Annotated in this window: 21 protein-coding genes; 14 read left to right on the top strand and 7 right to left on the bottom strand. The window is 34.8% G+C overall.

The genetic code is table 11. The features are described from left to right. The first annotated feature begins 4 nt into the window (after positions 1-4). Both GJV76_RS02120 and GJV76_RS02115 read left to right on the top strand, forming a co-directional pair. Positions 5-928 carry a geranylgeranylglycerol-phosphate geranylgeranyltransferase gene (locus tag GJV76_RS02120; protein WP_155090996.1) on the top strand — a complete coding sequence of 308 codons (924 nt, stop codon included), beginning with the start codon at positions 5-7 and terminating at the stop codon, positions 926-928. Positions 929-1000: 72 nt separating this feature from the next. Next, a complete protein-coding gene (locus GJV76_RS02115; RefSeq protein WP_155090995.1) occupies positions 1001-1888 on the top strand; it encodes a pseudouridine synthase in 888 nt (295 codons plus the stop codon). A gap of 388 nt (positions 1889-2276) precedes the next feature. Here the strand turns inward: GJV76_RS02115 and GJV76_RS02110 are convergent, their stop codons facing one another. Both GJV76_RS02110 and GJV76_RS02105 read right to left on the bottom strand, forming a co-directional pair. Continuing rightward, positions 2277-3008, bottom strand: a complete 732-nt coding sequence (locus GJV76_RS02110) for a pirin family protein (protein ID WP_155090994.1) — start codon at positions 3006-3008, stop codon at positions 2277-2279. Between the two features lie 131 nt (positions 3009-3139). Next, on the bottom strand, positions 3140-4405 hold the full coding sequence (locus GJV76_RS02105) for an acetyl-CoA hydrolase/transferase family protein (protein WP_155090993.1): 1266 nt from the start codon (positions 4403-4405) through the stop codon (positions 3140-3142). 158 nt (positions 4406-4563) lie between these two features. Between GJV76_RS02105 and map the strand changes: the two genes are divergently transcribed. The 8 genes from map (at position 4564) to GJV76_RS02065 (ending at position 13358) form a co-directional block, all read left to right on the top strand. Next, entirely contained in the window at positions 4564-5382 is an 819-nt protein-coding gene (map, locus tag GJV76_RS02100; protein ID WP_155090992.1) for a type I methionyl aminopeptidase, read from the top strand. Between the two features lie 17 nt (positions 5383-5399). Then, the gene (locus GJV76_RS02095) at positions 5400-6170 is read left to right on the top strand and encodes a class I SAM-dependent methyltransferase (RefSeq protein ID WP_155090991.1); all 771 of its coding nucleotides are present in this window, start codon (positions 5400-5402) and stop codon (positions 6168-6170) included. A gap of 157 nt (positions 6171-6327) precedes the next feature. Continuing rightward, the gene (gene hxpB, locus GJV76_RS02090; protein ID WP_155090990.1) at positions 6328-6987 is read left to right on the top strand and encodes a hexitol phosphatase HxpB; all 660 of its coding nucleotides are present in this window, start codon (positions 6328-6330) and stop codon (positions 6985-6987) included. Positions 6988-7013: 26 nt separating this feature from the next. Beyond that, the gene (locus tag GJV76_RS02085) at positions 7014-8264 is read left to right on the top strand and encodes a type IX secretion system plug protein (protein ID WP_155090989.1); all 1251 of its coding nucleotides are present in this window, start codon (positions 7014-7016) and stop codon (positions 8262-8264) included. A gap of 172 nt (positions 8265-8436) precedes the next feature. After that, a complete protein-coding gene (gene apaG, locus GJV76_RS02080) occupies positions 8437-8823 on the top strand; it encodes a Co2+/Mg2+ efflux protein ApaG (RefSeq protein WP_155090988.1) in 387 nt (128 codons plus the stop codon). Between the two features lie 100 nt (positions 8824-8923). Next, the gene (gene pruA / locus GJV76_RS02075) at positions 8924-10549 is read left to right on the top strand and encodes an L-glutamate gamma-semialdehyde dehydrogenase (RefSeq protein ID WP_155090987.1); all 1626 of its coding nucleotides are present in this window, start codon (positions 8924-8926) and stop codon (positions 10547-10549) included. 341 nt (positions 10550-10890) lie between these two features. Further along, positions 10891-12480 (top strand): BCCT family transporter, encoded by a 1590-nt coding sequence (locus GJV76_RS02070; protein ID WP_155090986.1) that lies wholly within the window; start codon positions 10891-10893, stop codon positions 12478-12480. 2 nt (positions 12481-12482) lie between these two features. Further along, positions 12483-13358, top strand: coding sequence for a universal stress protein (locus GJV76_RS02065; RefSeq protein ID WP_155090985.1), 876 nt, complete (start codon positions 12483-12485; stop codon positions 13356-13358). A gap of 128 nt (positions 13359-13486) precedes the next feature. Here the strand turns inward: GJV76_RS02065 and rsmG are convergent, their stop codons facing one another. Then, positions 13487-14116: a 16S rRNA (guanine(527)-N(7))-methyltransferase RsmG gene (rsmG, locus tag GJV76_RS02060; RefSeq protein ID WP_155090984.1), complete on the bottom strand. Its 630-nt coding sequence runs from the start codon at positions 14114-14116 to the stop codon at positions 13487-13489. Between the two features lie 116 nt (positions 14117-14232). Here rsmG and GJV76_RS02055 point away from each other — a divergent pair, with 116 nt between their 5' ends. Together GJV76_RS02055 and GJV76_RS02050 are read left to right on the top strand one after the other, a co-directional pair. Beyond that, the gene (locus GJV76_RS02055) at positions 14233-15423 is read left to right on the top strand and encodes a pyridoxal phosphate-dependent aminotransferase (RefSeq protein WP_155090983.1); all 1191 of its coding nucleotides are present in this window, start codon (positions 14233-14235) and stop codon (positions 15421-15423) included. 103 nt (positions 15424-15526) lie between these two features. Further along, a complete protein-coding gene (locus GJV76_RS02050; protein ID WP_160339284.1) occupies positions 15527-16105 on the top strand; it encodes a Crp/Fnr family transcriptional regulator in 579 nt (192 codons plus the stop codon). Positions 16106-16183: 78 nt separating this feature from the next. Here the strand turns inward: GJV76_RS02050 and gpmI are convergent, their stop codons facing one another. Continuing rightward, positions 16184-17701, bottom strand: a complete 1518-nt coding sequence (gpmI, locus tag GJV76_RS02045; protein WP_155090982.1) for a 2,3-bisphosphoglycerate-independent phosphoglycerate mutase — start codon at positions 17699-17701, stop codon at positions 16184-16186. 313 nt (positions 17702-18014) lie between these two features. Between gpmI and GJV76_RS02040 the strand changes: the two genes are divergently transcribed. After that, positions 18015-18776: a murein L,D-transpeptidase catalytic domain family protein gene (locus GJV76_RS02040; RefSeq protein WP_155090981.1), complete on the top strand. Its 762-nt coding sequence runs from the start codon at positions 18015-18017 to the stop codon at positions 18774-18776. Between the two features lie 62 nt (positions 18777-18838). On the opposite strand, the gene GJV76_RS02035 is transcribed toward GJV76_RS02040, so the two are convergent. Further along, entirely contained in the window at positions 18839-20431 is a 1593-nt protein-coding gene (locus tag GJV76_RS02035; protein WP_155090980.1) for a L,D-transpeptidase family protein, read from the bottom strand. Positions 20432-20691: 260 nt separating this feature from the next. Between GJV76_RS02035 and GJV76_RS02030 the strand changes: the two genes are divergently transcribed. Beyond that, complete coding sequence (locus GJV76_RS02030) at positions 20692-22572, top strand: TonB-dependent receptor plug domain-containing protein (protein WP_155090979.1); 1881 nt, start codon at positions 20692-20694, stop codon at positions 22570-22572. Between the two features lie 54 nt (positions 22573-22626). Here the strand turns inward: GJV76_RS02030 and GJV76_RS02025 are convergent, their stop codons facing one another. Both GJV76_RS02025 and GJV76_RS02020 read right to left on the bottom strand, forming a co-directional pair. Beyond that, on the bottom strand, positions 22627-23274 hold the full coding sequence (locus tag GJV76_RS02025; RefSeq protein WP_155090978.1) for a WG repeat-containing protein: 648 nt from the start codon (positions 23272-23274) through the stop codon (positions 22627-22629). A gap of 65 nt (positions 23275-23339) precedes the next feature. Continuing rightward, entirely contained in the window at positions 23340-24086 is a 747-nt protein-coding gene (locus tag GJV76_RS02020; protein ID WP_155090977.1) for an SDR family NAD(P)-dependent oxidoreductase, read from the bottom strand. Positions 24087-24098: the final 12 nt, after the last annotated feature.

Raw genomic sequence — 24098 nt, 5'->3', positions numbered from 1 at the left:
CTTAATGTTATCTAGGAAAAATAAAATACTCTTAGCTAAAATATTCAGCTTGTTCTCTGTTGTGAGAGGTTATAACATTTTGATTATTGTTATTGCGCAATATCTTGCATCAATCTTTATTTTTGCTCCTGAAAAAAGAGCATTAGATGTTATTTTAGATTGGAGACTCTTTCTGATTATTTTCGCGTCTTCGTTGGCAATTGCCGGTGGGTATATTATCAATAATTTTTACGATGCAGAGAAAGATTTGATTAACAGGCCAATAAAATCTATGTTAGATCGCCTTGTTAGTCAAGCTACTAAATTAAGAGTTTATTTTGCTCTTAACTTTATTTCTGTTTTATTGCTGATACCCGTTTCTATTCACGCTTCTATTTTCTTTGCGGTATATATTTTCTTACTGTGGTTTTATTCTCATAAGTTGAAGAAGTACCCCTTAGTAGGTAATTTGACTGCTTCTTTATTAGCTATGTTGCCTTTTTTTGGTATATTAATGTACTTTCAATCTTATTATATTGGAATATTTATTCATGCGTTCTTTTTGTATATTCTTATTTTAATACGAGAGTTGCTAAAAGATATGGAAAATATTAAAGGTGATTTTGCAAACGATTACCAAACGATACCTGTTCGATTTGGTGAAAGTGTGGCTAAGCAGGTGGTTAGTGTGTTAGTTTTAATCGCTTTTATTCCGATTTACGTTTTGGTTAGCTATTTGGATATAGGATATATGAACTACTATTTCTATTTAAGCTGTACGGTATTAATCGTGTTTTTGATCATGCTTTGGAAGGCCAATTCAGTATCCGAATATCACAAACTTCACATTAGTTTGAAATTGTTAATCTTGTTAGGTGTATTTTCAATCATGTTAATTAAACCTGATGTTTTAGTTAGTGGTAAGATACTATTAGAAGAAACTTTGTAAGTTTGCACCCTATTTTTAGAAACATTCTTTAATAGAGAATTAGTTTAACTATCTTTGCAAAAATAATTTAATATGAATAACGGTAAGTCAAATTCGAGAAATAATAATAAATCTACTCGTAGTGGTGGTGGTAATACCGATAAGAAGAAGACCTTCAAGCAAGGTGGTAGCAGTGATGGAAAGAAGTTGTATGGGAAATCGAATAAGCCATTTGACAAAAAACCTAAAGTTATAAAACAAGTAAAAGAGTCTGATGAGATTCGTTTAAATAAGTATATCGGTAATTCAGGTGTTTGTTCAAGACGTGAAGCTGATATCTATATCGTTTCGGGAAATGTAAAGGTAAATGGTGAAGTGGTTACGGAATTAGGTTATAAAGTGAAGCCTAATGATGTTGTTAACTTTGACGGTACTGTTATTACCCCTGAAAAAAGAGTATATGTGTTGTTGAATAAGCCTAAGGGATTCTCTACAATTAACGAGGAAGTTGTAAGCCCTGAGAATGTATTGTCATTAGTAAAAGGAGCTGCAAATTATCCAATTGTACCTGTAGGACGTATGGATAAGTCAACACTTGGATTAATGTTGTTTACAAACGATACAGCTCTTATTCAGAAGCTTAATTCTCCTGAGCAGCGTTCTTCTAAAATGTATCAAGTAACTATTGATAAGAACTTGAAGTACGAAGACTTAGAAAAGATACAAAAAGGTGTTTACATTGACGAAAGACGTGTATTCGTTGAGGAGGTTGCTTATGTAGCAGACCAGCCTAAAACTGAGATTGGAATTAAATTGAAAGCATCTAACGTAAAGTTGGTTCGCGCAATTTTCGAAAGTTTAGATTACAATGTGATTAAACTTGATCGCGTGATGTATGGTCCTTTGACAAAGTGGAATTTGCCAAGAGGTAAATGGAGATTCCTTACAGAAGAAGAAGTTAGAAACCTTAAGAATGGCTAATTCTTAATCGTTTTTGTGATATATAAAAGCTCGCTTGTAAAGGCGAGCTTTTTTTATTTTAACTGTAATGATATTCCGTGAACGAGTATCAGAGATTATCGGTGTTACTCTTTGTTGAACCCAGATTAGGCAAACGAAAAGTAATTGTACAAAATAACTTTGAATTAGTGAGTAGAGCCTACCATAGTAAGGTTTTAGAACTAATACAAGAGATATGAATTAGAATTGCTTTGTAGTATTTGACTAATGAATCTGGGTTCAAACTCCGTTTTTTGGGTTAGTAAGTTAAGTGTTACTCCTGTTGTGAAATATCAATTGATTTTCACTCATAAAAAAAGTGAACAGACGCCTGTCTATTCACTTTAATATTTAGATTGAAAGTGTTTATTTATTGTAAGTACGCAGGAAGTTCCATAGGTACTTCCATTAATAAGACTTGACTATTTTTACTTGCTTTGATAGAGAAAGATTCCTTTTCGTCAAAACCAATCGCATCTCGTCTGTGTAGAACATCTTCTTCTATGCTTATTTCGCCTTCTAATACAAATAGGAATATGCCATTTGATTTGTCTTTTAATTCGTAACGTAGTTCTCTGTCTTGATCTAAATCAGTGAGATGAAACCAAGCATTCTGGTGAATCCAAACCCCTTTGTCGTCTGGGTTAGGCGATAGTATTTGATCCCATTGATTTGCTCGATCCTCTTTGTTTAGCTTAAGTTGATCGTAACGTGGTTTTACATTTAGTTTATTTGGAAATAGCCAGATTTGTAGGAATTGTGAGGCGTTAGTTTCATCTGGATTAAACTCACTGTGATTAATACCTGTTCCTGCACTCATCACTTGAATTTCTCCTGTGTTTATAATAGTGCCGTTTCCCATGCTGTCTTTATGTGATAGACTGCCATTTAGCGGAATAGAAATGATTTCCATATTCTCATGTGGATGTGTTCCAAATCCCATTCCAGGAGCTACATAATCGTCATTTAAAACTCGAAGAACACCAAAGTGTATTCTCTCGTTGTTTTGGTAATTTGCGAAGCTAAAAGTATGATATGATTTTAGCCAACCGTGGTTAGCATATCCTCTACTGTCAGCTCTAAATATAAGTTTGTTGTTCATAATTTTACCCTTTTAAATTCACTTACAAAGTTAAGATATGTTCCCTCATACCAACTTAATATAGGTTAAGAAGGAGGTAGTCATCCGAGAAGAAATAAAAAAGAGTAACTTTCTAAGTTACTCTTTTTAAATTATCTTGTTAAACTGTAATATTCTTTAATAATATCATCTCTAAAGTCAGGATGAGCAATATTGGCTAAAGCATGTACCCTTTGGTCAATAGTCTTTCCTCGGAGATCTGCAACTCCATATTCTGTTACAATAAATTGTGCGTGTGCTCTTGACGTGACTACACCAGCGCCAGGTTTAAGAGTGGGAACAATTTTATTTTCACCTTTCTTAGTTGTAGCGGATAGAGCGATAATAGCTTTACCTCCCTCGCTCATTGTGGCTCCACGCATAAAGTCTACTTGACCGCCCACACCTGAGTATAATCGGTGTCCAATAGAGTCAGCAACTATTTGACCAGTAAGGTCAATTTCTACAGCAGAATTAATGGCAACTACTTTAGGGTTTTGTCTAATGACAAAAGGATCATTGGTATAGCAAGATTCTCTTAATTCAAAGAAAGGATTATTGTCAATATACTTATATAAGCGTTCTGTACCAACACAGAAAGTAGAAGTCGCTTTTCGATTCGTTGTTACTTGTTTAGAACAATCAAGTGCTCCTGCCTCAATGAGGTCAATCACTCCATCAGCAAACATTTCGGTATGTAGTCCTAAGTGTTTGTGATTTCTAAGTTTAAGTAAAACTGCTTCGGGAATTGAGCCAATTCCCATTTGTAATGTACTGCCGTCGTCAATCATTTCAGCGATAAAACTGCCTATCTTATCTTCAGCGTCACTAATAGTTGAACTATACTCTGTAAGAATAGGGGTGTCATGATGTACTAAAACGTCAATTTGAGATAGGTGTAAAGTAGCATCACCAAAAGTACGCGGTAAGTAGTTGTTTACTTGTGCAATAACTAACTTAGCTGTTTCTATTGCTGCAGGTTCAGCTACAACTGATGGTCCTAATGAACAAAAACCATTAGCATCAGGCGTTGATACTTGAAGGAGTACGACATCTAAAGGAACTAATCCACTTCTAAATAGCTTTGGTAGTTCACTCAAAAACACTGGTGTATAACTGCCATTGCCTGCTTTGATTGTATGTCTTACATTTCCACCAATGAAAAAGGAATTTACCTTAAAGCTCTCTTTGTATTTGGGGTCAGCATATGGTGCTGATCCCAGCGTGTGTATATGAGAAAATTCAACGTTTTTTAACTCGTCAGCTCTCGCAACAATTGCATCTATTAAGTGATTGGGAGTAGAGGCTACCGAGTGTAAGTATATTCGGTCATTTGATTTTATCAATTTGGCTGCTTCTACTGCTGTCAGGTGTTTCATTGTAGTGTTTTAATAATGTTAATACTGTTGTAGCGGTTAATAGATTAGCTGGACTAAATTACGCTTTTGCTTTTGATAGCCAAAGCAAAAACTATATCTATTCATTTTTTTCATTGAATCTAAAAACGTAATTTTGTAACACTAAAAAAATACAAGGTATGATTATTCCAAAAACTCCAGAAGAAATTGAGTTGATGAGACAAAGTGCCCTATTAGTTTCAAAAACATTAGGGATGCTCGCAACGGAACTAAAGCCAGGAGTAACGACTTTAGAATTAGATAGAAAAGCGGAAGAATTTATTAGAGATCACGGTGCTGTGCCTGGATTTAAAGGACTTTATGGTTGTCCATCTTCTATTTTGACAAGTGTAAATGAACAAATCGTACACGGATTACCTACCGATAAACCTATTGTAGAAGGGGATATCGTTTCTATTGACTGTGGTACTGTTATGAATGGTTTTTATGGAGATCATGCATATACATTTGAAGTTGGTGAAGTTGCACCAGAAGTAAAGAAGTTATTACAAATCACAAAAGAATCTCTATACGTGGGTATTCGTGAGTTCCGAATTGGAAATCGCGTGGAAGATGTAGGTAGTGCTATTCAAAGATATTGCGAGGCTGAAGGATATACTGTTGTTCGCGAGTTAGTAGGTCACGGACTGGGTAGAAAAATGCACGAAGATCCTGAAATGCCAAACTACGGTAAGCCTGGTAGAGGGAAGAAATTTATCGAAGGACAAGTAGTTGCAATTGAACCTATGATTAATTTAGGTACTCGCAACATCAAGCAATTAAACGATGGCTGGACTATCGTTACTCGTGATGGAAAGCCTTCTGCGCATTTTGAACACGATGTAGCTATGGTTAATGGAAAGCCTGAATTGTTATCTACTTTCCAGTATATCTATCAAGCATTGGGTATTGTGAGTAACGAAGAGGATGAGTTTAGAGCTAAACCTTTAGTGCTTTAATTCTCCTTAATTCTTTTATGAAGAAATTATTCAAAACGATATTGAACATTGTACCTCGGCCGATTTTAATTCGGCTGAGTTATATTGTTCGCCCTGTTTTGGCTTTATATCTTAAAGGCAGTCGTTATACTGACCCAATAGATGGTAAAAGCTTTCGTTCGTTTTTGCCTTATGGTTATGCTACACAACGTCATAACGTACTTTCTCCAAGTACACTTTCTTTAGAAAGACACCGCCTTTTATGGCTTTATTTAAAGAGTGAAACAGATTTTTTTACTGCTTCAAAAACTGTACTTCATTTTGCTCCTGAGCAAGCTTTCTACAAAAGATTTAAGAAACAGGCTAATCTGTCGTATACTACAACTGATTTAGAATCTCCTTTGGCCGATGTAAAGGCTGATATATGTAATCTTCCCTTTGAAGATGATAGTTTTGATGTCATCCTTTGTAATCATGTATTAGAACATATACCTGATGATACTAAGGCGATGCAAGAATTATATCGCATTTTAAAACCTGGTGGTATGGGGATTTTTCAAATACCTCAAGACTTATCACGTGAAGTGACTTTTCAAGACGACTCTATTACAGACCCAAAAGAGCGTACACGTATTTTTGGACAGTATGATCACGTTAGGGTTTATGGGCGTGATTACTTTGACAAACTTAGAGCTATAGGTTTTCAAGTTGAAGAAGTATATTACACAGATAAGCTAACTGCTGAGCAAATCGACAGGTATTGTTTAGCGGCTGGAGAGATCATTCCAGTGTGTTATAAAACGGTCTAAGTCCTCTAATTGTAAAGGTAATTTTACAACCTTTTTTTATTCAATAGTACTAGTTTGCATCATCTCCTTATGTATAGTTGTTAGCTTAGGACCAATGTCTTTTCGATTCCTTTGATATTTCAGTATCTTCGTTTGCGAATAATAAAAAAGAGATACGATGATAGATACAGTAATATTTGACATGGATGGTACGTTAATTGACTCTGAGAAATTCTGGCAACAAGCAGAAAGGGAGGTGTTTACTGAACTTGGTGCTGTCTGGGAAGAAGAAATTGCACATCAAACGACTGGTAAAACTGTTCGTGAAGTAACGGAATTATGGTATAGTATGTACCCATGGGAAGGTAAGACATTTGAGGAGGTTGAAAAGGCTGTTATTGATCGTGTGGGGGAGTTAATACAGGAACAAGGAGAAGCAAAAGTAGGCGTAGTTGAAACGTTGAAATTCTTGAAACAGAATGGGATCAAGATAGGATTAGCAACTAACTCAACTGTGGGGTTAATTGATGTTGCTGTAGATAAACTTAATATTAGAAGTTACTTTGAAACATTGGTTTCTGCTTTTGAGGTACCTAATGGTAAACCCGCTCCAGATGTGTACTTAAAAGCTGCTGCAAATTTAGGTTCTTTGCCTATTCATTGCGCTGCTGTTGAAGATTCAATTACGGGATCTCAATCTGGTCGTAATGCTGGAATGACTGTTATTACTATTCCAGATAACCTTCCATACGACGATGAGCGATTTGACTTTGTAGATTATAAGTTACACAGTATGTTGGATTTCGAAAAAGTAATCAGTCCTATTTTAAAAAAATAGTATCTTAGGGTTTTAAATAGATTATCATGCTTTCAAAAATCTCTATTCTCTTGTGTACTTTGTTTACGGTGGTATCCATGGGACAAGTTCCTCAAAATATTACTGTAGATTATATTAAGTCGGCTTCGTTTATGAGGGGAAATCAATCTACATTTCCCCATTTTAGATTAGGAGAGAGTTTTACATTAGAATTTGATGACTTATACGGAGATGAAAGCAACTATTATTATAGAGTAAAAGCTTATAATTACGATTGGACCCCTTCTAAGTTGAGGACGATTGAGTATATCGATGGAATGGATAATCAGCGTATACGCAGTTATGAAAACTCGTTTAATACCTTACAAGATTATACGCATTACAGTTTGACTTTGCCTAATTCCCAATATAAGATCACCAAGAGTGGTAATTATGCCTTAGAGATTTACGACGATCAAAATGAGGTTGTCATCCGAAGAAAGTTTGTCTTGTATGAGGATAATGCCAAGGTGTCTTTACAAGTAAAAAGGACAAGAAACTTGGACTTTTACGATTCGAAACAGCGCTTGGAGTTCAGTGTCCCTATGGGAGAAGCTGAGTATCAGAACCCCATGAAAAATATTAAAGTTGCAATCTTTCAGAATGGCAGATGGGATAGCTTTTTACACAATATTGCACCTCAGTATATTATTGGAACAGACTTGGTTTACAAATATGATGAGGAAACACAGTTCTGGGGAGGTAATCAGTATTTGAATTTCGACAACAGCGATATTCGACAAGTGAACAATATGATTGGAGCGACAAATGTAACGAATGGTATTTATAATACATATTTGCATATCAATGAGAGTAGAAGGGCAAAGGTGTATACGTATTTTCCCGATTTGAATGGTCACTTTTATCCTCGTATGATTAACCAGTATAAGAAGGTTTCGACGGAGGGAGAGTATAGCTGGGTTTATTTTTCGTATAGTCCAGAGTTAGATATGCCTGAGAATACCGATTACTACGTTACGGGAATGTTTAATGATTACGAGTTGACATCAAGTAATAAGTTGGTGTATAATGAGGAGAAAGATGTCTATGAGAAGGCGATATTAATTAAGCAAGGGTTCACTAACTTCAATTACACAGCAACTGTTGATCGAAAGGTTGCTCCAGAGTGGAATGCAGATGGTAATTTTGCATTGACAACCAATACTTACCAAGTAATAGTGTATTACAGAGGAAGTATCGATCTATATGATCGTGCAATAGGCTACGGATTTATCAATGCACAAGATATTACAAACTAACAATGTGCAAAATGCGAATGGTTTTCTGATAATTTGCAGTGATTAAAATTGTGATATTGTTATTAAAAAAGCGTATATGTTTAATATAATTTACTTTTAAAGCTTTTTAACTCTAAAAATTGGGGATTCTGCTATAAAATGATTAGTTTTGATGTATCAATTAGCAATAATTATGATTACGAAGGTAACCAAAGGTGTGAAGATATCTATAAAAACGGCTTATGAAGGTAGTTTTTATAGAAAAAAGAAGCTTAGTTATGCTTTTACTTATGAAATAACTATTGAAAATCACTCTGATGCAATCATACAGATAGACTCTCGTTTTTGGAAGATTTTTGACTCTACTAACGGATTTGAGTTTGTGCAAGGAGAAGGGATAGTTGGACAGCAACCTATATTGTATCCTGATGATTCACATACCTATCGAAGTGGGTGTGTTCTGGAGTCTACTATGGGAACTATGGAGGGAAATTATACCGTAAATAACTTATTGGATAATTCTACATTTAAAGTTTTAATTCCGCGTTTTCAATTAATAGCACCATTCAGTATGAACTAAATACTGTTGCTTTTAAAGGAGATAAGCGAAATATCTTCCTTTATTTTTATTTATATTTGTAATCATTCAATTTTTAATAAACTACTTAAACATAACAAATATGCCAAAAGGAATCTATAATGTTCCAAAAGCTGTAAATGAGCCTGTAAAATCATACGCTCCTGGAACTACAGAGAGAGAGTTGACGTTGAACTCTTTTAAAGAGCAATACAATTCTCAAGTTGATATCCCATTATATATTGGTGGAGAAGAAATCAGAACTGGAAATACAAAAGATTTATTTCCTCCTTTTGATCACAAACATAAATTAGGTGTTTATCACCAAGCAGATAAAGCATTAGTAGAAAAAGCTATTGCTACAGCTTTAGAAGCAAAGAAGAAATGGGCTGCTATGCCATGGGAGCACCGAGCTTCGATTTTCTTAAAAGCTGCTGAATTATTAGCAGGTCCTTACCGTGCTAAGATTAATGCTGCTACAATGATCGCTCAAGCGAAAACATTACATCAAGCTGAAATTGACTCTGCATGTGAGTTTATTGACTTCTTGAGATTCAATGTAGAATATATGACTCAGATCTATGCTGAACAACCAACTTCAACAGATGGTGTTTGGAATAGATTAGAGCACAGACCATTAGAGGGATTTGTTTATGCAATTACACCATTTAACTTTACTGCAATTTCGGGTAACTTACCGTCTTCAGTTGCAATGATGGGGAACGTAGTTGTATGGAAACCTTCTGCTACTCAAATTTACTCTGCAAGAGTAATTGTTGAGGTATTCAAACAAGCTGGTTTACCTGATGGTGTAATCAATGTTGTTTATGGAGACTCAGCTATGATTACTGATACTTTGTTAGCAAGCCCTGATTTTGCTGGTATTCACTTTACTGGATCAACAGGTGTGTTTAACAGTATGTGGAATAAAATTGGTCAAAATATCAATAACTATAAAACATACCCTCGTATCGTAGGAGAAACAGGAGGAAAGGATTACGTTTTAGCGCATCCATCTGCTTGTCCAAAAGAAGTAGCTGTTGCTCTTACAAGAGGTGCTTTTGAATACCAAGGACAAAAGTGTTCTGCTGCATCAAGAGCTTACATTCCTGCTTCATTATGGGATAAAGTAAAAGATTTTATGGCAGCTGATTTAGCTACTATTAAAATGGGATCACCAGAAGATCCAACAAATTATGTTTCTTCAGTTATCTCTGAAAGCTCTTTTGATAAGTTAGCAAAAGCAATAGACCAAGCAAAAGCGGCAAGTGATGCTGAAGTAATCTTAGGTGGTAAATATGACAAATCGGTTGGTTATTTCATTGAACCAACTGTAATTTTGACTTCAAATCCTAAGTACGATACAATGCAGACTGAATTATTCGGACCTGTATTAACTATCTATGTGTATGAAGATGCTAAATGGACAGAAACATTGAAATTAGTAGACGAAACTTCTGCTTACGCATTAACAGGAGCAATTTTCTCTAAATGCCGTTATGCAATCGTTGAGGCTACTGAAGCATTAGTAAACTCTGCTGGTAACTTCTACATTAACGATAAACCAACTGGAGCTGTGGTTGGTCAACAACCTTTTGGTGGAGCAAGAGCTTCAGGAACTAACGATAAAGCTGGTTCAGTATTGAACTTATTACGTTGGGTTTCTCCAAGAACAATTAAGGAAACTTTTGTTCCTGCAACTGATTATAAATATCCTTTCTTAGGATAATATAATATATAAAAGGCGGTTGCAACTGTTGCTAACCGCCTTTTTTTATTAACACTTAGATTCAATTCAGTGCTTTTTATTGGGAATGTATAATTATTGTTATTATACTACTTAAGTAAGAATACACTAACTATTTTGCTTTTATCTTTTTTCGACAATAGAGAAAAGTCCCTTTTTATTAGGATCGTTTTTTAAGAGACTATTAAACCATAACCACTTATTAAACGACTGAGTAAAAATATATCATCTATTTTGCTTTTATTATTTTTCGAATACTGAAAAATGATCCTTTTTATTTTAAAGTACTGGGTTATAATTATTAATTAAAAATAGTATAACTCATGTTTAAAAAATTAATTGACAATAAACAATTAGTCATTAATCCACCTGTATTTATAACCTCTATTTTATTGATTATATCTCTAATAGCGGTTTGTTTGATTTTTCCAAATAAGGTAGGTGGATGGTTTCACGTGGCTCAATTAGCTGTTACCGAGAATTTCGGATGGTTTTTTGTAATCACTGTAAATATAATTTTGATTTTCGCGCTGTATTTAGCCTTTAGTAAGTTTGGAAGTATTCGCCTTGGAGGAGATGAGGCTGAACCAGAGTTTAGTCGTCCTTCGTGGTTTGCTATGCTATTTAGTACAGGTATGGGAATTGGAATTATGTTCTTTAGTATTGCAGAGCCTGTTTCCCATTTCTTTAATCCACCAAGAGCAGTTGATGGTGATATTGAAGCTGCAACTCAAGCTATGGAATTTACGGGGCTTCACTGGGGATTGCACGCTTGGGCTATTTATGCAATGGTGGGTCTTGCATTAGCTTTTTTTGGTTTCAATAGAAAACTTCCAATGACTTTCCGTTCTTTATTTTATCCTTTCTGGGGAGAAAAGATACACGGTTGGTGGGGACATATTATTGATATCTTATCGGCTTTAGCTACTGTTTTTGGATTGTCTACTTCTTTAGGTTTAGGTGTAACACAGATCTCAGCTGGTCTTAGCTATTTGTACGGATGGGAAATCACGCCAGGTATCCAAGCTATTATTATCATCGGAGTAATTGGTATTGCTACTATATCCGTATTCTCTGGATTGGATAAGGGGGTTAAATTGTTGAGTAACGCCAATATGTATATAGCATCAGGTTTTATGCTATTGATTTTCATTTTGGGGCCTACTTTGTTTATTCTGAAAGGATATGTACAAAATACAGGAGCATATTTGGCTAATTTTATTGACATTAGTACTTGGAATGACACTTATCAAGGATCAGGTTGGCAGAATTCATGGACCATATTTTATTGGGCATGGTGGATTGCTTGGTCTCCATTCGTAGGTAGTTTTATTGCTAGAATCTCAAAAGGGCGTACAATTAAAGAGTTTATTCTCGGTGTCTTAATTGTGCCAGGGTTGATTACGCTATTGTGGATGAACGTTTTTGGAGGAAGTGCTTTAGATACTATATTGTCGGGAGATTTAACTATGGTTACTGCTGTTAAGGAAGATATCTCTACTGCTTTGTTTGTGTTTTTAGAGAATTTCCCAATGACTAAGTTTTTGTCAATTATAGCAATTATTCTAATATTCTCTTTTTTCATTACATCTTCAGATTCAGGTTCTTTAGTAGTAGATAATATTACTTCAGGTAGCTATGGAAAATCACCTGTATGGCAAAGAGTATTCTGGTCTTTTGCTCAAGGATTCATAGCGATTGTCCTACTATGGGGTGGAGGATTAGATGCCTTACAAACTGCTGTTATTATTACGGGATTACCTTTTGCTGTAATTTTGATAGTGATGTGTTATAGTTTACAGAAAGGTTTAAAAGAGGAGATGAATAAGAGAGATAAGAAATTAAAATCTAAACAAGAAAAGAGTTATAAGGATATTATCTCTGACTTATTAGATGAACAACAAAATAACTAATTATGACGACAGATAAAGCTTTACATATTTTGGTCGGAATCGACTTGTCAGAAATGGATCAGCACTTGATTGACTATATGGGTGTTTTAGATCATATTTTGAATATTGAGAAAATTACGTTTATACACAATTTAAAATTAGGAGAGTTGCCAAAAGAACTTGTGCAACCAGAAAGAATAGAGTTACTTAAAACTCGTATTGCAGAGAAAGTGAAACGCATGATAGGAAGTACAAGTGCGACTTATGAATATGAAGTACAAGTTCACTGTGAAAGTTATTCGGAAGTAGCTTTTATGAATATCACCAAGAAGCATCCTTTTGATTTGTTGGTGTTGGGTAATAAGCAAGAGTTAGAAGGGAATGGTGGATTAGCAGATAAGTTGGTGCGCATTATTCCTGCAGCAACGCTTCTTGTGCCAGAGACATATCAAACGCCTGTAACTACTATTATTGATGCTATTGACTTTTCGCGTTATACATCATTGATTATGGGGTGGGCAGATCGCTTCAAGAATAATTCTAAAGGACAAAAGATTGTGCATTCAGCAGTACACGTTTCTAAGTTTTATTGGGGATTCTATCCTACGATGACTGAAAAAGAATGGGAGAAGGCAACGAGAGAAGATATAAAGGAGAAACAAGATAAATGGAATAAGAAGTATGCAAACTATTCTGATATTGAGATTGTGCCTGCAGAGGACAAAAATATATCAGCCTCACTTATTCAGTACGCAAGAAGAAAGAAAGCAGATTTGATGATCTTAGGAGTGAAGGGATCTACTGGTATTAAGGAGATCTTCTTGGGAAGTGTTGCAAACCATTTGTTGCACAGACCGACGAATACCTGTCTGCTATTTGTAAAAGCTCCAAAGGCTTAATTATTTGATTGAGGTAAGGTATGGCATTTTATGCGAGGTACTTGCTGACTCAAAGAGAACAAGTATTACTTATTGTTCTATTCTCTATTTTAGACATTAAAAAAACCGATCAGATGATCGGTTTTTTATTATCCTTTATATTTAAGAGGTAGATAAACTACTTTTTTTGTATCAAAGAATTCGTTGTCAAAAATATTCTTTAAGTCAAATTGCACTGCTTTAGGGAAGTTTTGGAGTTCCTCTGTTAAGTCCCCTCCTTTTAGGTATAAGATACCATTATCAAATTCGTGTATGTTTTCTTTTTTGGTTTTGTGTCTTATCCAACTTACAAAATCAGGCATATTTGTAACAGCTCTACTGACAATGAAGTCAAACTTTTCGTCAATATTTTCAGCTCTTTTCTGTTCAGCTTTTACATTTTGAAGACCAAGTGCTTTTACCACTTCATTGACAACGCGTATTTTCTTAGCAATGATGTCGATTAAGTAAAAATTAGTTTCTGGATATAAGATAGCTAAAGGTATTCCAGGAAATCCTCCACCAGTACCTACATCTAAAATAGAAGCCCCTGGTTTAAACTCCATTACTTTGGCAATTCCTAAAGAATGTAAGATATGTTTGGTATACAATTCGTGTATATCTTTTCTTGAGATGACATTGATTTTAGCATTCCAGTCCGTATAGACTTCTTCTAACTTTTCAAACTGTTCGATTTGCTCGGGAGTAAGATTAGGGAAATATTTTAAAATTTCTTCCATGACTATATTTTTGGCAAAAATAGGCTTTTTATTGGTAAAATTAGCTGAGTTAAACTATTTATGAGTTATTATAATTACCTTTGGTATATTGAATATCGAAAAACAATAGTAGAGATATGAATAGTAAATTTTTATCTGATAGAATTAATAATCTAACAACATCTCAGACTTTGGCTATGGCAGCTAAAGCTCGTGAGTTAAAAGCACAAGGGATAGACGTGATTAGTTTAAGCCTTGGTGAACCTGATTTTAATGCTCCTGAATTTATTAAAGAAGCAGCAATACAAGCAATTAAAGACAACTACAGTAAATATCCCCCGGTAGATGGATATCTTGAGTTAAGAGAAGCTATCAGCAAAAAGTTTAAAAGAGATAATAACTTAACGTATGCTCCGAATCAAATTGTTGTGTCAACTGGAGCTAAGCAATCATTATATAATGTAGCTCATGTGATGATCAACCCAGGAGAGGAAGTCGTTATTCCTGCACCGTATTGGGTAAGTTATGCAGAGATAGTGAAAATGGCTGGAGGTATTCCAGTGGAAGTTCCAACATCAATCGAGAGCGATTTTAAGATCACACCTGATCAATTAGAACAAGCTATTACACCTAAGACAAAGATGATCTGGTTTTGTTCTCCTTGTAATCCAAGTGGTTCTGTGTATAGTAAAGAGGAGTTCGAAGCACTTGCTAAAGTTTTAGATAAGTATCCGAATATTTTTATCTTATCTGATGAGATTTACGAGCACATTAACTTTACTGGATCACACTGTAGTATTGGTACTATTGGTAACTTAATTGAGCGTACAATTACAGTGAATGGTATTGCAAAGGCATTTGCAATGACTGGATACCGCATAGGATATATTGGAGCACCTGAATTTATTGCTAAAGCATGTACTAAAATGCAAGGTCAAGTTACTTCTGGAGCTAATAGTATTGCTCAACGTGCTACTATAACTGCTGTGGAGGCTGATCCAAGTGTTCTGAAGGATATGGTAAGTGCTTTTAAGAAAAGAAGAGATTTAGTAGTTGGACTATTAAACGAAATACCAGGAGTTAAAATTAACGTACCTGAGGGAGCTTTTTATGTGTTCCCAGATGTTTCTTCGTTTTTTGGGAAAACATTGCATGGCGTTAAGATAAATAATGCCGACGACCTTTCTATGTACTTATTAGAAAAGGCAAACGTTGCCACTGTAACAGGTGAAGCTTTTGGTAATCCAAACTGTATACGTATGTCTTATGCAACAAGTGAAGATCAATTGAAAGAAGCTTTTAGACGAATTAAAGAAGCTCTAAAATAACAAAGAGATATAATCTTTATGTTAAAGCCTCACTAAAGTGGGGCTTTTCTTATATGTATATAGTATTTATTTTTTATTTTTAGAGAAGTAAAATTTATAAGTTGTGGATTTATTATTAAAGAGCATTGCCAATCATGTTAAACTAACAAAGGAGGAAGAGCAAATAGTTTTAGAATCTTTTACCATAACAAGATATCCCGCCAAAACAAAACTGCTAAATGCTGGAGAAGTTTGCATTAATTCATCATTTGTGATTTCGGGGATTTTGCGAAATTACTGTATGGATGATCAAACAGTTGAGCATACGATGAGTTTTGCAACAACAGGTTGGTGGATGGCAGATATGTATAGCTTCTTATCTCAAGAGCCTGGCCAGTCCTATATTGAAGTCGTAGAAGATGCTATCGTAATGACCTTGACAAGAGATCACCAATTATCGCTTTTTGATCGTGTTCCCAAAATGGAACGTTATTTTCGCATATTGATAGAGCGTTCTTTAGTAGCTAATCAACAGCGCTTAATGGATAATATGTCTTTATCTGCTGAAGTTCGATACGAGCGTTTCTGTGAGCGTTTTCCTACTATTAAATTCTGTCTTCCTCAAAAGCAAATTGCTTCTTATTTGGGAATCACACCTGAGTTCTTTAGTAAAATGAAAAAGAGAATGTTACAGGGTAAGTAAATTAGTCAATTTTTTGATGTATATAAGTAAAAAGACCATGCAAGTTATTGCATGGTCTTTTTCGTATGTTGTAATCTTTTATACCAAAGAATGTCTTGTCATTTCTTTTGGTTGAGGTACGCCCATTAATTTTAAAATAGTAGGGGCTAAGTCACCAAGAACACCGTCTTTTACTTCTTTAATGTCTTTATCAACTATGATAATAGGAACAGGATTAGTTGTGTGTGCTGTATTAGGAGTTCCATCTGGGTTAATCATAACCTCACAATTTCCGTGGTCTGCTAATATAATCACAGTGTAATCATTGTCAACTGCTGTTGTAACAACCTCTTCAACACATTTATCAACAGCCTCACAAGCTTTAATAGCAGCAGACATTACGCCAGTATGTCCAACCATATCTCCATTGGCAAAGTTCAAACAAACAAAGTCAACCTCTCCTTTTTTAAGTTCTGGTACAAGTGCATCTTTTAAATCAAAAGCACTCATTTCTGGTTTGAGGTCATATGTTGCAACTTTAGGAGAAGGACATAGGATACGTTGCTCTCCCTCAAAAGGCAACTCTCTACCACCAGAGAAGAAGAATGTTACGTGTGGGTATTTCTCTGTTTCAGCGATACGAATCTGCTTTTTACCGTGTTTTTCAAGGATTTCTCCTAATGTATTGTGAAGGTTTTCTTTGTCGTAAACCACTTTTACATTTTTAAAGGTATCATCATAATTAGTTAAAGTAACAAAGTACAATGGCAGTTTTTTCATGTCGTGCTCAGGATGATCTACTTGAGATAATACTTGAGATAACTCACGACCTCTATCTGTACGGAAGTTAAAGAAGATAACTACGTCGTCTGCTTCCACATTGCCAATCGGTTTATCGTTTTGATCTACCATTACAATTGGTTTTATAAACTCATCTGTAATGTCATTTGCATAACTTGCTTTTATGCTTTCAATAGCATTTGTTGAATGTTCTCCCTGACCGTTTACGATAAGGTGATAAGCTAAGGCAACTCTTTCCCATCGTTTATCTCTATCCATTGCATAATAACGGCCTATGATTGAAGCAAGTTTACCAGAGGTTCCCTCAAGGTTCTTCTCTAAGTTTGTTACGTGTTTTACACCTGATTTTGGATCTACGTCACGTCCATCTGTAAAAGCGTGTACAAATACATCTTTTACTCCAGCATCTGAAGCGGCATTTACTAGACCGTAAAGATGTTGTTCATGCGAGTGTACTCCACCATCAGAAAGCAGTCCTAAAAAGTGAACTTTCTTATTATTTTTCTTAGCATATTCAAATGCTTTAACTAATTCTGGTTCTTTGGCAATTTCATTGTTTTCTACTGCCATGTTGATTTTTACAAGGTCTTGGTAAACAATTCGCCCAGCTCCTAAGTTCATGTGTCCTACTTCAGAGTTCCCCATTTGCCCTTTTGGTAGTCCCACATTTAGTCCATCAGTAAGAACGAATGTATTAGGATATTTTGTGTATAATGAATCTATAAAAGGTGTTTTAGCAAATTCTATAGCAGATACTTTTGGATCTTGTGTTTGTCCCCATCCATCCAAAATCATTAAGATTACTTTTTTATTCATAGCCTTAAAATTTAATTATAACTTCATTGTGTTATACAAAGTTACGTATAGTTATCAAATTAGTAGATTGTTTCCTCCTTAATTCTGTTAGACTTTTATTTTTTTCGAATCTGTAACTGATATTGCTTAATTCTATTTTTATTAACCAAAAATGGCCCGATATTTTCTAAGTTGTTGAAATATAGTTGGAAGTGTTGCGTTTTAGTAGTAGTTATTTAGTAACACATTTATAAAATTGTAGGAAAGTTTAAAAGATATTTTATAAATTTACGTTTCTATAAAAATTTTAACCCTAAAAAAGAATAATGAATTAATGAGAACAAAGTTTATTGCTTTATTTGTATTGACGTTTTCTATTGTTGGAGCTGGTCGTACAAATTATGAGAGAAATTGGACAAATGTAGAGACAATTAACTTAGTGAATGAAGTTGATGTTGCGAATACAAGAGAATTAGAAGAGATCAAAAGTGAGGATAGTTTTGAAAGTTTGGCAACTTCAACGTATAACTCCCTTACTTTAAATTCATATGAAGCTCCTTCTTTAAAGGTTTTTAGTACGGCTTTGCGCGGCTATTATAAGATGGTTGAGAATGGTGAAATATTAAACACTAAGTTGACAATCGTCGATTTTAGTTTATCTTCCTCACAACAGCGCTTATGGGTTATTGATATGGATTCGAATGAGGTTGTTCTACAGTCGTACGTTGCACATGGCAAAAAGACGGGTGATGAATATGCTACTGCTTTTTCTAACCGAATAAATTCACATATGAGTAGTTTAGGGTTCTACAAAACAGGTGAAACATATACAGGTCGCAATGGGTTTTCATTGCGATTGGATGGAGTAGAAAGAGGGATTAATGACAATGCAAGAGCAAGAGCAATTGTTGTTCACGGAGCAGACTATGCTTCTGAAGACCTTGTAAGAGCGCAAGGAAAATTGGGTAGAAGTTATGGTTGCCCTGCAGTTCCAGTAGAAGTGAATGATACTTTGATAGAGTTAATTAAAGGTAAATCATGTCTTTTTATTTACCATCCTAATAAAGACTATCAAGTAAAGTCAAGAATAGTTTAGTTTTTTAGTGTAAAACGTTTATATATAAAAAGCAGTTCATCGTGAACTGCTTTTTTATTGGGCTATTGTAATTTTTTATATAAATCAGAGTCAAAGTTGTATACATCTCTGTACTCTTTAATATTTCCTTTCTTATCCACTTGTATTGTCCAATACAATTGATGTACATGAACTGGTATTTCCGATACTTTAAAGTTAGTCGTTTTGTGCGATTTTATGATTTCGTCTACTTTTTCTTTTGATATATCATTCTCTTGTACTTGAAATATAAATTCGGCCAAATCAAATGGGTCTTGTACTCGAACGCAACCTGAACTCATATTTCTATTTTCTCGGTTAAAATAAGCGTGATTTGGCGTATCGTGTAAATATACGGCATGATTGTTATTGAACATAAACTTGATGCGGCCCAATGTATTTCCTGGACCTCCTTTTTGCACATATCGATATGAACCGTATTTGTCCGCATTCCACTCTTTTGGATCTACTGCTTTTCCTGTTGATTTATCGTAGATTGTAAAGTTTCTTTTGCCAAAATAAGTTGAGTCTGTGGCTGCTTTGGGTGCCATATCATTTTTTAAAATAGTTGGTGGCACTGTCCAAGTTGGGTTCATTGAGATATTAGTCAATGTGGAGGTAAGAATTGGTGTTTTACGCGCTGTAGTTCCCACAATTACTTTATGTTCTTTTATTGTGTCCTTATTAGAAACAGTAACCAAATTAAACCCAGCTATATTTACCAAGATATAATGATCACCAAAAGTTCTTGGAAACCAACGCCATCTTTCAAGGTTTACGATTAGCTTTTCTTTTATTCTATTTTCTTCATTGTCAATGGCCTTAATAAGATTTACATCAAGCTTGTTCGAAACTGGCAATTTCTTAGCTGTTTGAAGCTGCTTTACAGTAGTTTCTAAACCTTGATCGTATACGTTGTCTATTTTCAAAGAGTCTGCATATAAAGACAGAAATGACAAGTGTTTCTTGATTGTTTCTATTCCCTGTACTGTATCATTGACATTCACGTTTTGGGTGATAGGGTGCAAAGTATCTTTTTGTAAATGATACAAATCTTCCAACTTTTGTTTCAGATAAGTATATTCTTTATGTACAGGGCGCAGACTATCAAAGGTTGTAACAATAGCTCTATTGTCAAGAGCGAGTAGCATAGTGGCCTCAGCATTTAACTCTTTTCGATCTAAATCCCAATCTTTAGATAGGCGCTTTGGGTTCAGTACGCCATTGAAGAAATTATTGGCATTCAAAACAAAGCTCTTACTGAAAAGAATATCCGCTCTTGTTTTTGCTTGATCATCTAAGTCAGCGTAATTCGCATGATAGTATTTCAAGCTATCAATTTGCAAGTTCTTATTCTGAATGATACCTTCTTTGTAATTATCATTTATAATCTGAATTAACTGAGCTCTGTTGTCTTTGTCAAACCAAGCTGATTTATTGTCATTTAGTGCATAAAACGACTGCACATTTTCGCTCTGTTTAGATAGGATAATACTGTCCATAACAATAGCAGCCTTATAGTCTAAAGGTTGAACTTTAATGCTGTCGTTGTAGACAATTTGCATTTGCTGAGCCACTGGTTTCTTGCACGCAGTATAGAAAATCAGCAAGGGTATTAGATAGTATAAGTTTTTCATTTTAAGAAAATAATACTAAAATTAGTAATAATTTTTAATTTTAAATGATTTATTTTATTATAGTCTGAAATTGTGCAGTTTAGCAATTTTCGCCATGAGGGTTATCCGTTTGTTTACATTATTAGAATTTTAGGGATACAAAGTGGACTATGCTAAAATTAAAAACCGGACTATTCGCTTTAGCTGTTCTCCCTGTAAGTTTGCACTGTGATTCATTGTGAAGATCAACAGGATAAACTAACGATTGAAATAAATACAAAATGAAAAGATTTCTAATTACTTCGGTGATTGTATTTAGTTATTTGGCTGCAAATGCACAAGTACAAGAAAGAGAAGATAGAATAGACGATTCTACAAAGATTGAGGAAATAGTTATTTATAATCAGCGCCTTCAGCTGCCAAGTACCTTAAAGAATAGGAATATTACCATTATAGGTCAAGAGGAAATTAAACAACTTCCTGTTTCTTCTGTCAATGAGCTATTAAGTTATAGTGCTGGGGTTGATATTCGTCAACGTGGTCCATTTGGTACTCAAGCGGATTTGAGCATAGACGGAGGTAGTTTCGAACAAAATGTATTGTTGTTAAATGGACAAAAAATTTCTGATCCACAAACAGGACACAATAGCTTAAATATACCTATACCTTTAGAGGCGATTGAACGCATCGAGATTGTGCGTGGACCATCTGCTCGCTTGTATGGTATCAATAGCTTGACAGGAGTAGTTAATATCGTAACTAAGAACCCAAAGAAAGATGGTTTATTTGCTCATGTATATGGCGGTACAAACTTTAAGAAGGACAAAGAGGATGATCACGGTGAGGTTTTTAATGGGAGAGGAGTTCAAGTAGGCGGTACTTTGCTGAAAGAGAAGAGCAACCATATGTTGTTTGGTAGTCATGATTCGGGAAATGGCTATCGCTACAATACTGCTTATCACAATAACAAAGCCTTTTATCAAGGTAACTTTGTACCTAACGAGAATAACAGTATAATGGTGTTAGGAGGATATGCGAGAAGCTCTTTTGGAGCTAATGGTTTTTATGCTGCCCCAGGTGATAAAGAGTCAAAAGAAATTGTATCAACGACAATGTTTAATATTAGTTCAAGACATTATTTGAGTGATCGTTTTACACTTATGCCAAGTGTGGCTTATCGCTATAATTTTGATGATTATCAGTATTTTAGACATAATTTAGATGTAGCGAGAAGTAGACATTACTCGCATGCAATAACATCTAATCTACGAGGGGAATATCTTGCTGATTTCGCTAAGATTTCATTTGGAGGAGAGATGAGATATGAAGAGATAAACTCTACGAATATTGGCGATCACAGTAAGACAAATTATGGAATGTATGCGGAATTACAACGAGAGTTTTTTGATCGTTTAGACATCAATGTAGGAGCTTATGTCAATTACAATACGAAGTATGGTTGGGAATTCTTTCCAGGTGTAGATGCAAGTTATACTATCAACGAGAATTGGAAAGCTTTGTTTAATGCAGGTACAGCAAGTAGAATACCGAGCTTTACGGATTTGTATTTAGATCAAAGACCGGGTAATATTGGAAATCCTGATTTAGAACCAGAAAAAGCTTATCAGATTGAGTTAGGAGGTAAGTTTCAAAAGAATAGGTTGAGTGTTGAAGCATTTGCTTTCTACCGAGATATCAACGACTTTATTGACTGGGTGAGAGTAGATGTTTCAAATCCTTATCAGCCATATAATGCAATGAAGAATAAGACAAAAGGATTTAATACTAGAGCAAACTATCTTATCGGTAAAGGAGTTTCTAAATGGAATATAGGGATGTCCTACACCTATTTAGATCCAAAAGTTGAGAACAAGGATAGTGAAAAGTTATCTAAGTACGCTATTGAGAGTTTGCGCAACCAATTTGTAGCTTCAGTTAATTACAGTTATAAAAACTTTAGTGCGACATTGGTAAATCGCTACAGTGAACGCATTAGTTATAAGAGCTATTGGATTAATGATATTCGACTAAATTACAATGTAAAGAATTACAGCTTTTACTTAGATGCACAAAATATATTTGATACCACTTATATTGAAGCAGGAGCTGTCCCTATGCCAGGTAGATGGTTTTCAGTAGGAGTCAAGTTTAATGGGCTTTAATAGACCAGGGCTATAAAAAAACGGGAATAGTAAGTTCCCGTTTTTTTATACCCATCAATCCGCTATTTTTACTCCTTTTTTATTGATAATAAACGATTGAAATCTCACTTCTACCTGTGCTTGTCCATCTTCAAAATTACTTGCGTAATCGTATTGAAATGGAATGGCGATTTTGCCTTTTTTGTTGATGTATCCAAACAAATTGTCTTTGGATGCCAAGACCAGACCATCAGAAAAACTTCCGACGTATTCAAAAGATGGCTCTATAACCACTTCACCTAATGTGTTGAAAAAGCCCCATAAGCCATTTTCATAGAAAGCAATCATCCCTTCACTGCTTGTTTGTAATTCTTCATATTGAAAGGGAATAATTATTTCTCCTTTATTATTTATAGCACCTTGAAGGTCATCAAAGGTGACAATAGATAGATTATCTACAAATGATTCAATTTGTGAGAACATCGGCTCCATAAATAGTTCTCCAGTCTTTTTCTTTATGCCAAAAAGAGCTAAGTCGGAATCTTGAAACCAACGTAAGTTATTTTTGAATTTAAAATCAGGATCATTCTTTAAATCAATAAAAACAGTATCTACTTTTACTGTTATTTCCGATTTAATATCTAATTGTGCATGAATTGTTTCAGCCCAACTAACATTGCAATATAGCCCTATAAAAAGTCCTATGGCTATTATTTTTTTCATTCTATAAAAATTGAATTACAGTGAGTTTTATTGCTGTAAAGTTATGTGATTTCCCAGTATTTTTTTTACTTTTTATTAAATACAGTTGGTCCAGCTTGTGCTTTTGGAAATATAGTCATATCTGCTATTTGAACGTGCTCTGGCGCATTAACTGCGTAGGCGATTGCATGGGCAATGTCTTCTGCCAAAAGGGGAGTATATCCTTCGTAAACTTTTGAGGCTCTATCTTTATCTCCTTTAAATCGAATGAGAGAAAACTCTGTTTCAACAGCTCCAGGGGCAACATTCGTAACTTTAATGCCGGTATTGACTAAGTCTAAACGCAGACCTTTCGAAATAGATTCTACAGCTGATTTAGAAGCACAATACACAGTCCCATTTTGATAGGTTTCTTTACCAGCAATAGAGGATAGGTTGATGATGTGTCCACTTTGTCCCAATAGCATTAAAGGGAGAATTGCTTTCGTTACGTAAATAAGACCTTTGACATTAATGTCAATCATCGCTTCCAGGTCATCGAGTTCAGCATCTTGGAAAGTCGATAGGCCATGTGCATTCCCTGCATTATTGATTAAAACATCGATCTTTTGCCATTCTTTTGGCAAAGATTGGATTGCCTCATTTACTTGTCGCTTATCGCTAACGTCGAAAGTCAGTGTTTGAACTTCTGTTTGAGAAGAAAGTTCTCTTTTCAATTCCTCTAATTTATCTGATCTTCTTCCGCACAATATTAGTCTGTAATTGTTAGCTAATGCAATAGCTGTTGCTTTTCCTATGCCAGAAGTAGCACCAGTAATGAAGGCTGTTTTCATAATAGTCTTTTT

Origin of the sequence: Myroides albus, from assembly GCF_009711045.1 — a bacterium.
Lineage (GTDB): Bacteria > Bacteroidota > Bacteroidia > Flavobacteriales > Flavobacteriaceae > Flavobacterium > Flavobacterium album_A.
Note: the sequence above shows the minus strand (reverse complement) of the source record. Positions and strands in the feature narration are given on the sequence as shown.

Coding starts and splice junctions, on each gene's coding strand:
- pruA (WP_155090987.1), top strand. CDS start 8,924: ATGCCAAAAGGAATCTATAATGTTCCAAAAGCTGTAAATGAGCCTGTA.
- hxpB (WP_155090990.1), top strand. CDS start 6,328: ATGATAGATACAGTAATATTTGACATGGATGGTACGTTAATTGACTCT.
- GJV76_RS02025 (WP_155090978.1), bottom strand. CDS start 23,274: ATGAAAAAAATAATAGCCATAGGACTTTTTATAGGGCTATATTGCAAT.
- map (WP_155090992.1), top strand. CDS start 4,564: ATGATTATTCCAAAAACTCCAGAAGAAATTGAGTTGATGAGACAAAGT.
- GJV76_RS02020 (WP_155090977.1), bottom strand. CDS start 24,086: ATGAAAACAGCCTTCATTACTGGTGCTACTTCTGGCATAGGAAAAGCA.
- gpmI (WP_155090982.1), bottom strand. CDS start 17,701: ATGAATAAAAAAGTAATCTTAATGATTTTGGATGGATGGGGACAAACA.
- rsmG (WP_155090984.1), bottom strand. CDS start 14,116: ATGGAAGAAATTTTAAAATATTTCCCTAATCTTACTCCCGAGCAAATC.
- GJV76_RS02115 (WP_155090995.1), top strand. CDS start 1,001: ATGAATAACGGTAAGTCAAATTCGAGAAATAATAATAAATCTACTCGT.
- GJV76_RS02055 (WP_155090983.1), top strand. CDS start 14,233: ATGAATAGTAAATTTTTATCTGATAGAATTAATAATCTAACAACATCT.
- GJV76_RS02120 (WP_155090996.1), top strand. CDS start 5: ATGTTATCTAGGAAAAATAAAATACTCTTAGCTAAAATATTCAGCTTG.
- GJV76_RS02105 (WP_155090993.1), bottom strand. CDS start 4,405: ATGAAACACCTGACAGCAGTAGAAGCAGCCAAATTGATAAAATCAAAT.
- GJV76_RS02070 (WP_155090986.1), top strand. CDS start 10,891: ATGTTTAAAAAATTAATTGACAATAAACAATTAGTCATTAATCCACCT.
- GJV76_RS02065 (WP_155090985.1), top strand. CDS start 12,483: ATGACGACAGATAAAGCTTTACATATTTTGGTCGGAATCGACTTGTCA.
- GJV76_RS02110 (WP_155090994.1), bottom strand. CDS start 3,008: ATGAACAACAAACTTATATTTAGAGCTGACAGTAGAGGATATGCTAAC.
- GJV76_RS02040 (WP_155090981.1), top strand. CDS start 18,015: ATGAGAACAAAGTTTATTGCTTTATTTGTATTGACGTTTTCTATTGTT.
- GJV76_RS02030 (WP_155090979.1), top strand. CDS start 20,692: ATGAAAAGATTTCTAATTACTTCGGTGATTGTATTTAGTTATTTGGCT.
- GJV76_RS02085 (WP_155090989.1), top strand. CDS start 7,014: ATGCTTTCAAAAATCTCTATTCTCTTGTGTACTTTGTTTACGGTGGTA.
- apaG (WP_155090988.1), top strand. CDS start 8,437: ATGATTACGAAGGTAACCAAAGGTGTGAAGATATCTATAAAAACGGCT.
- GJV76_RS02035 (WP_155090980.1), bottom strand. CDS start 20,431: ATGAAAAACTTATACTATCTAATACCCTTGCTGATTTTCTATACTGCG.
- GJV76_RS02095 (WP_155090991.1), top strand. CDS start 5,400: ATGAAGAAATTATTCAAAACGATATTGAACATTGTACCTCGGCCGATT.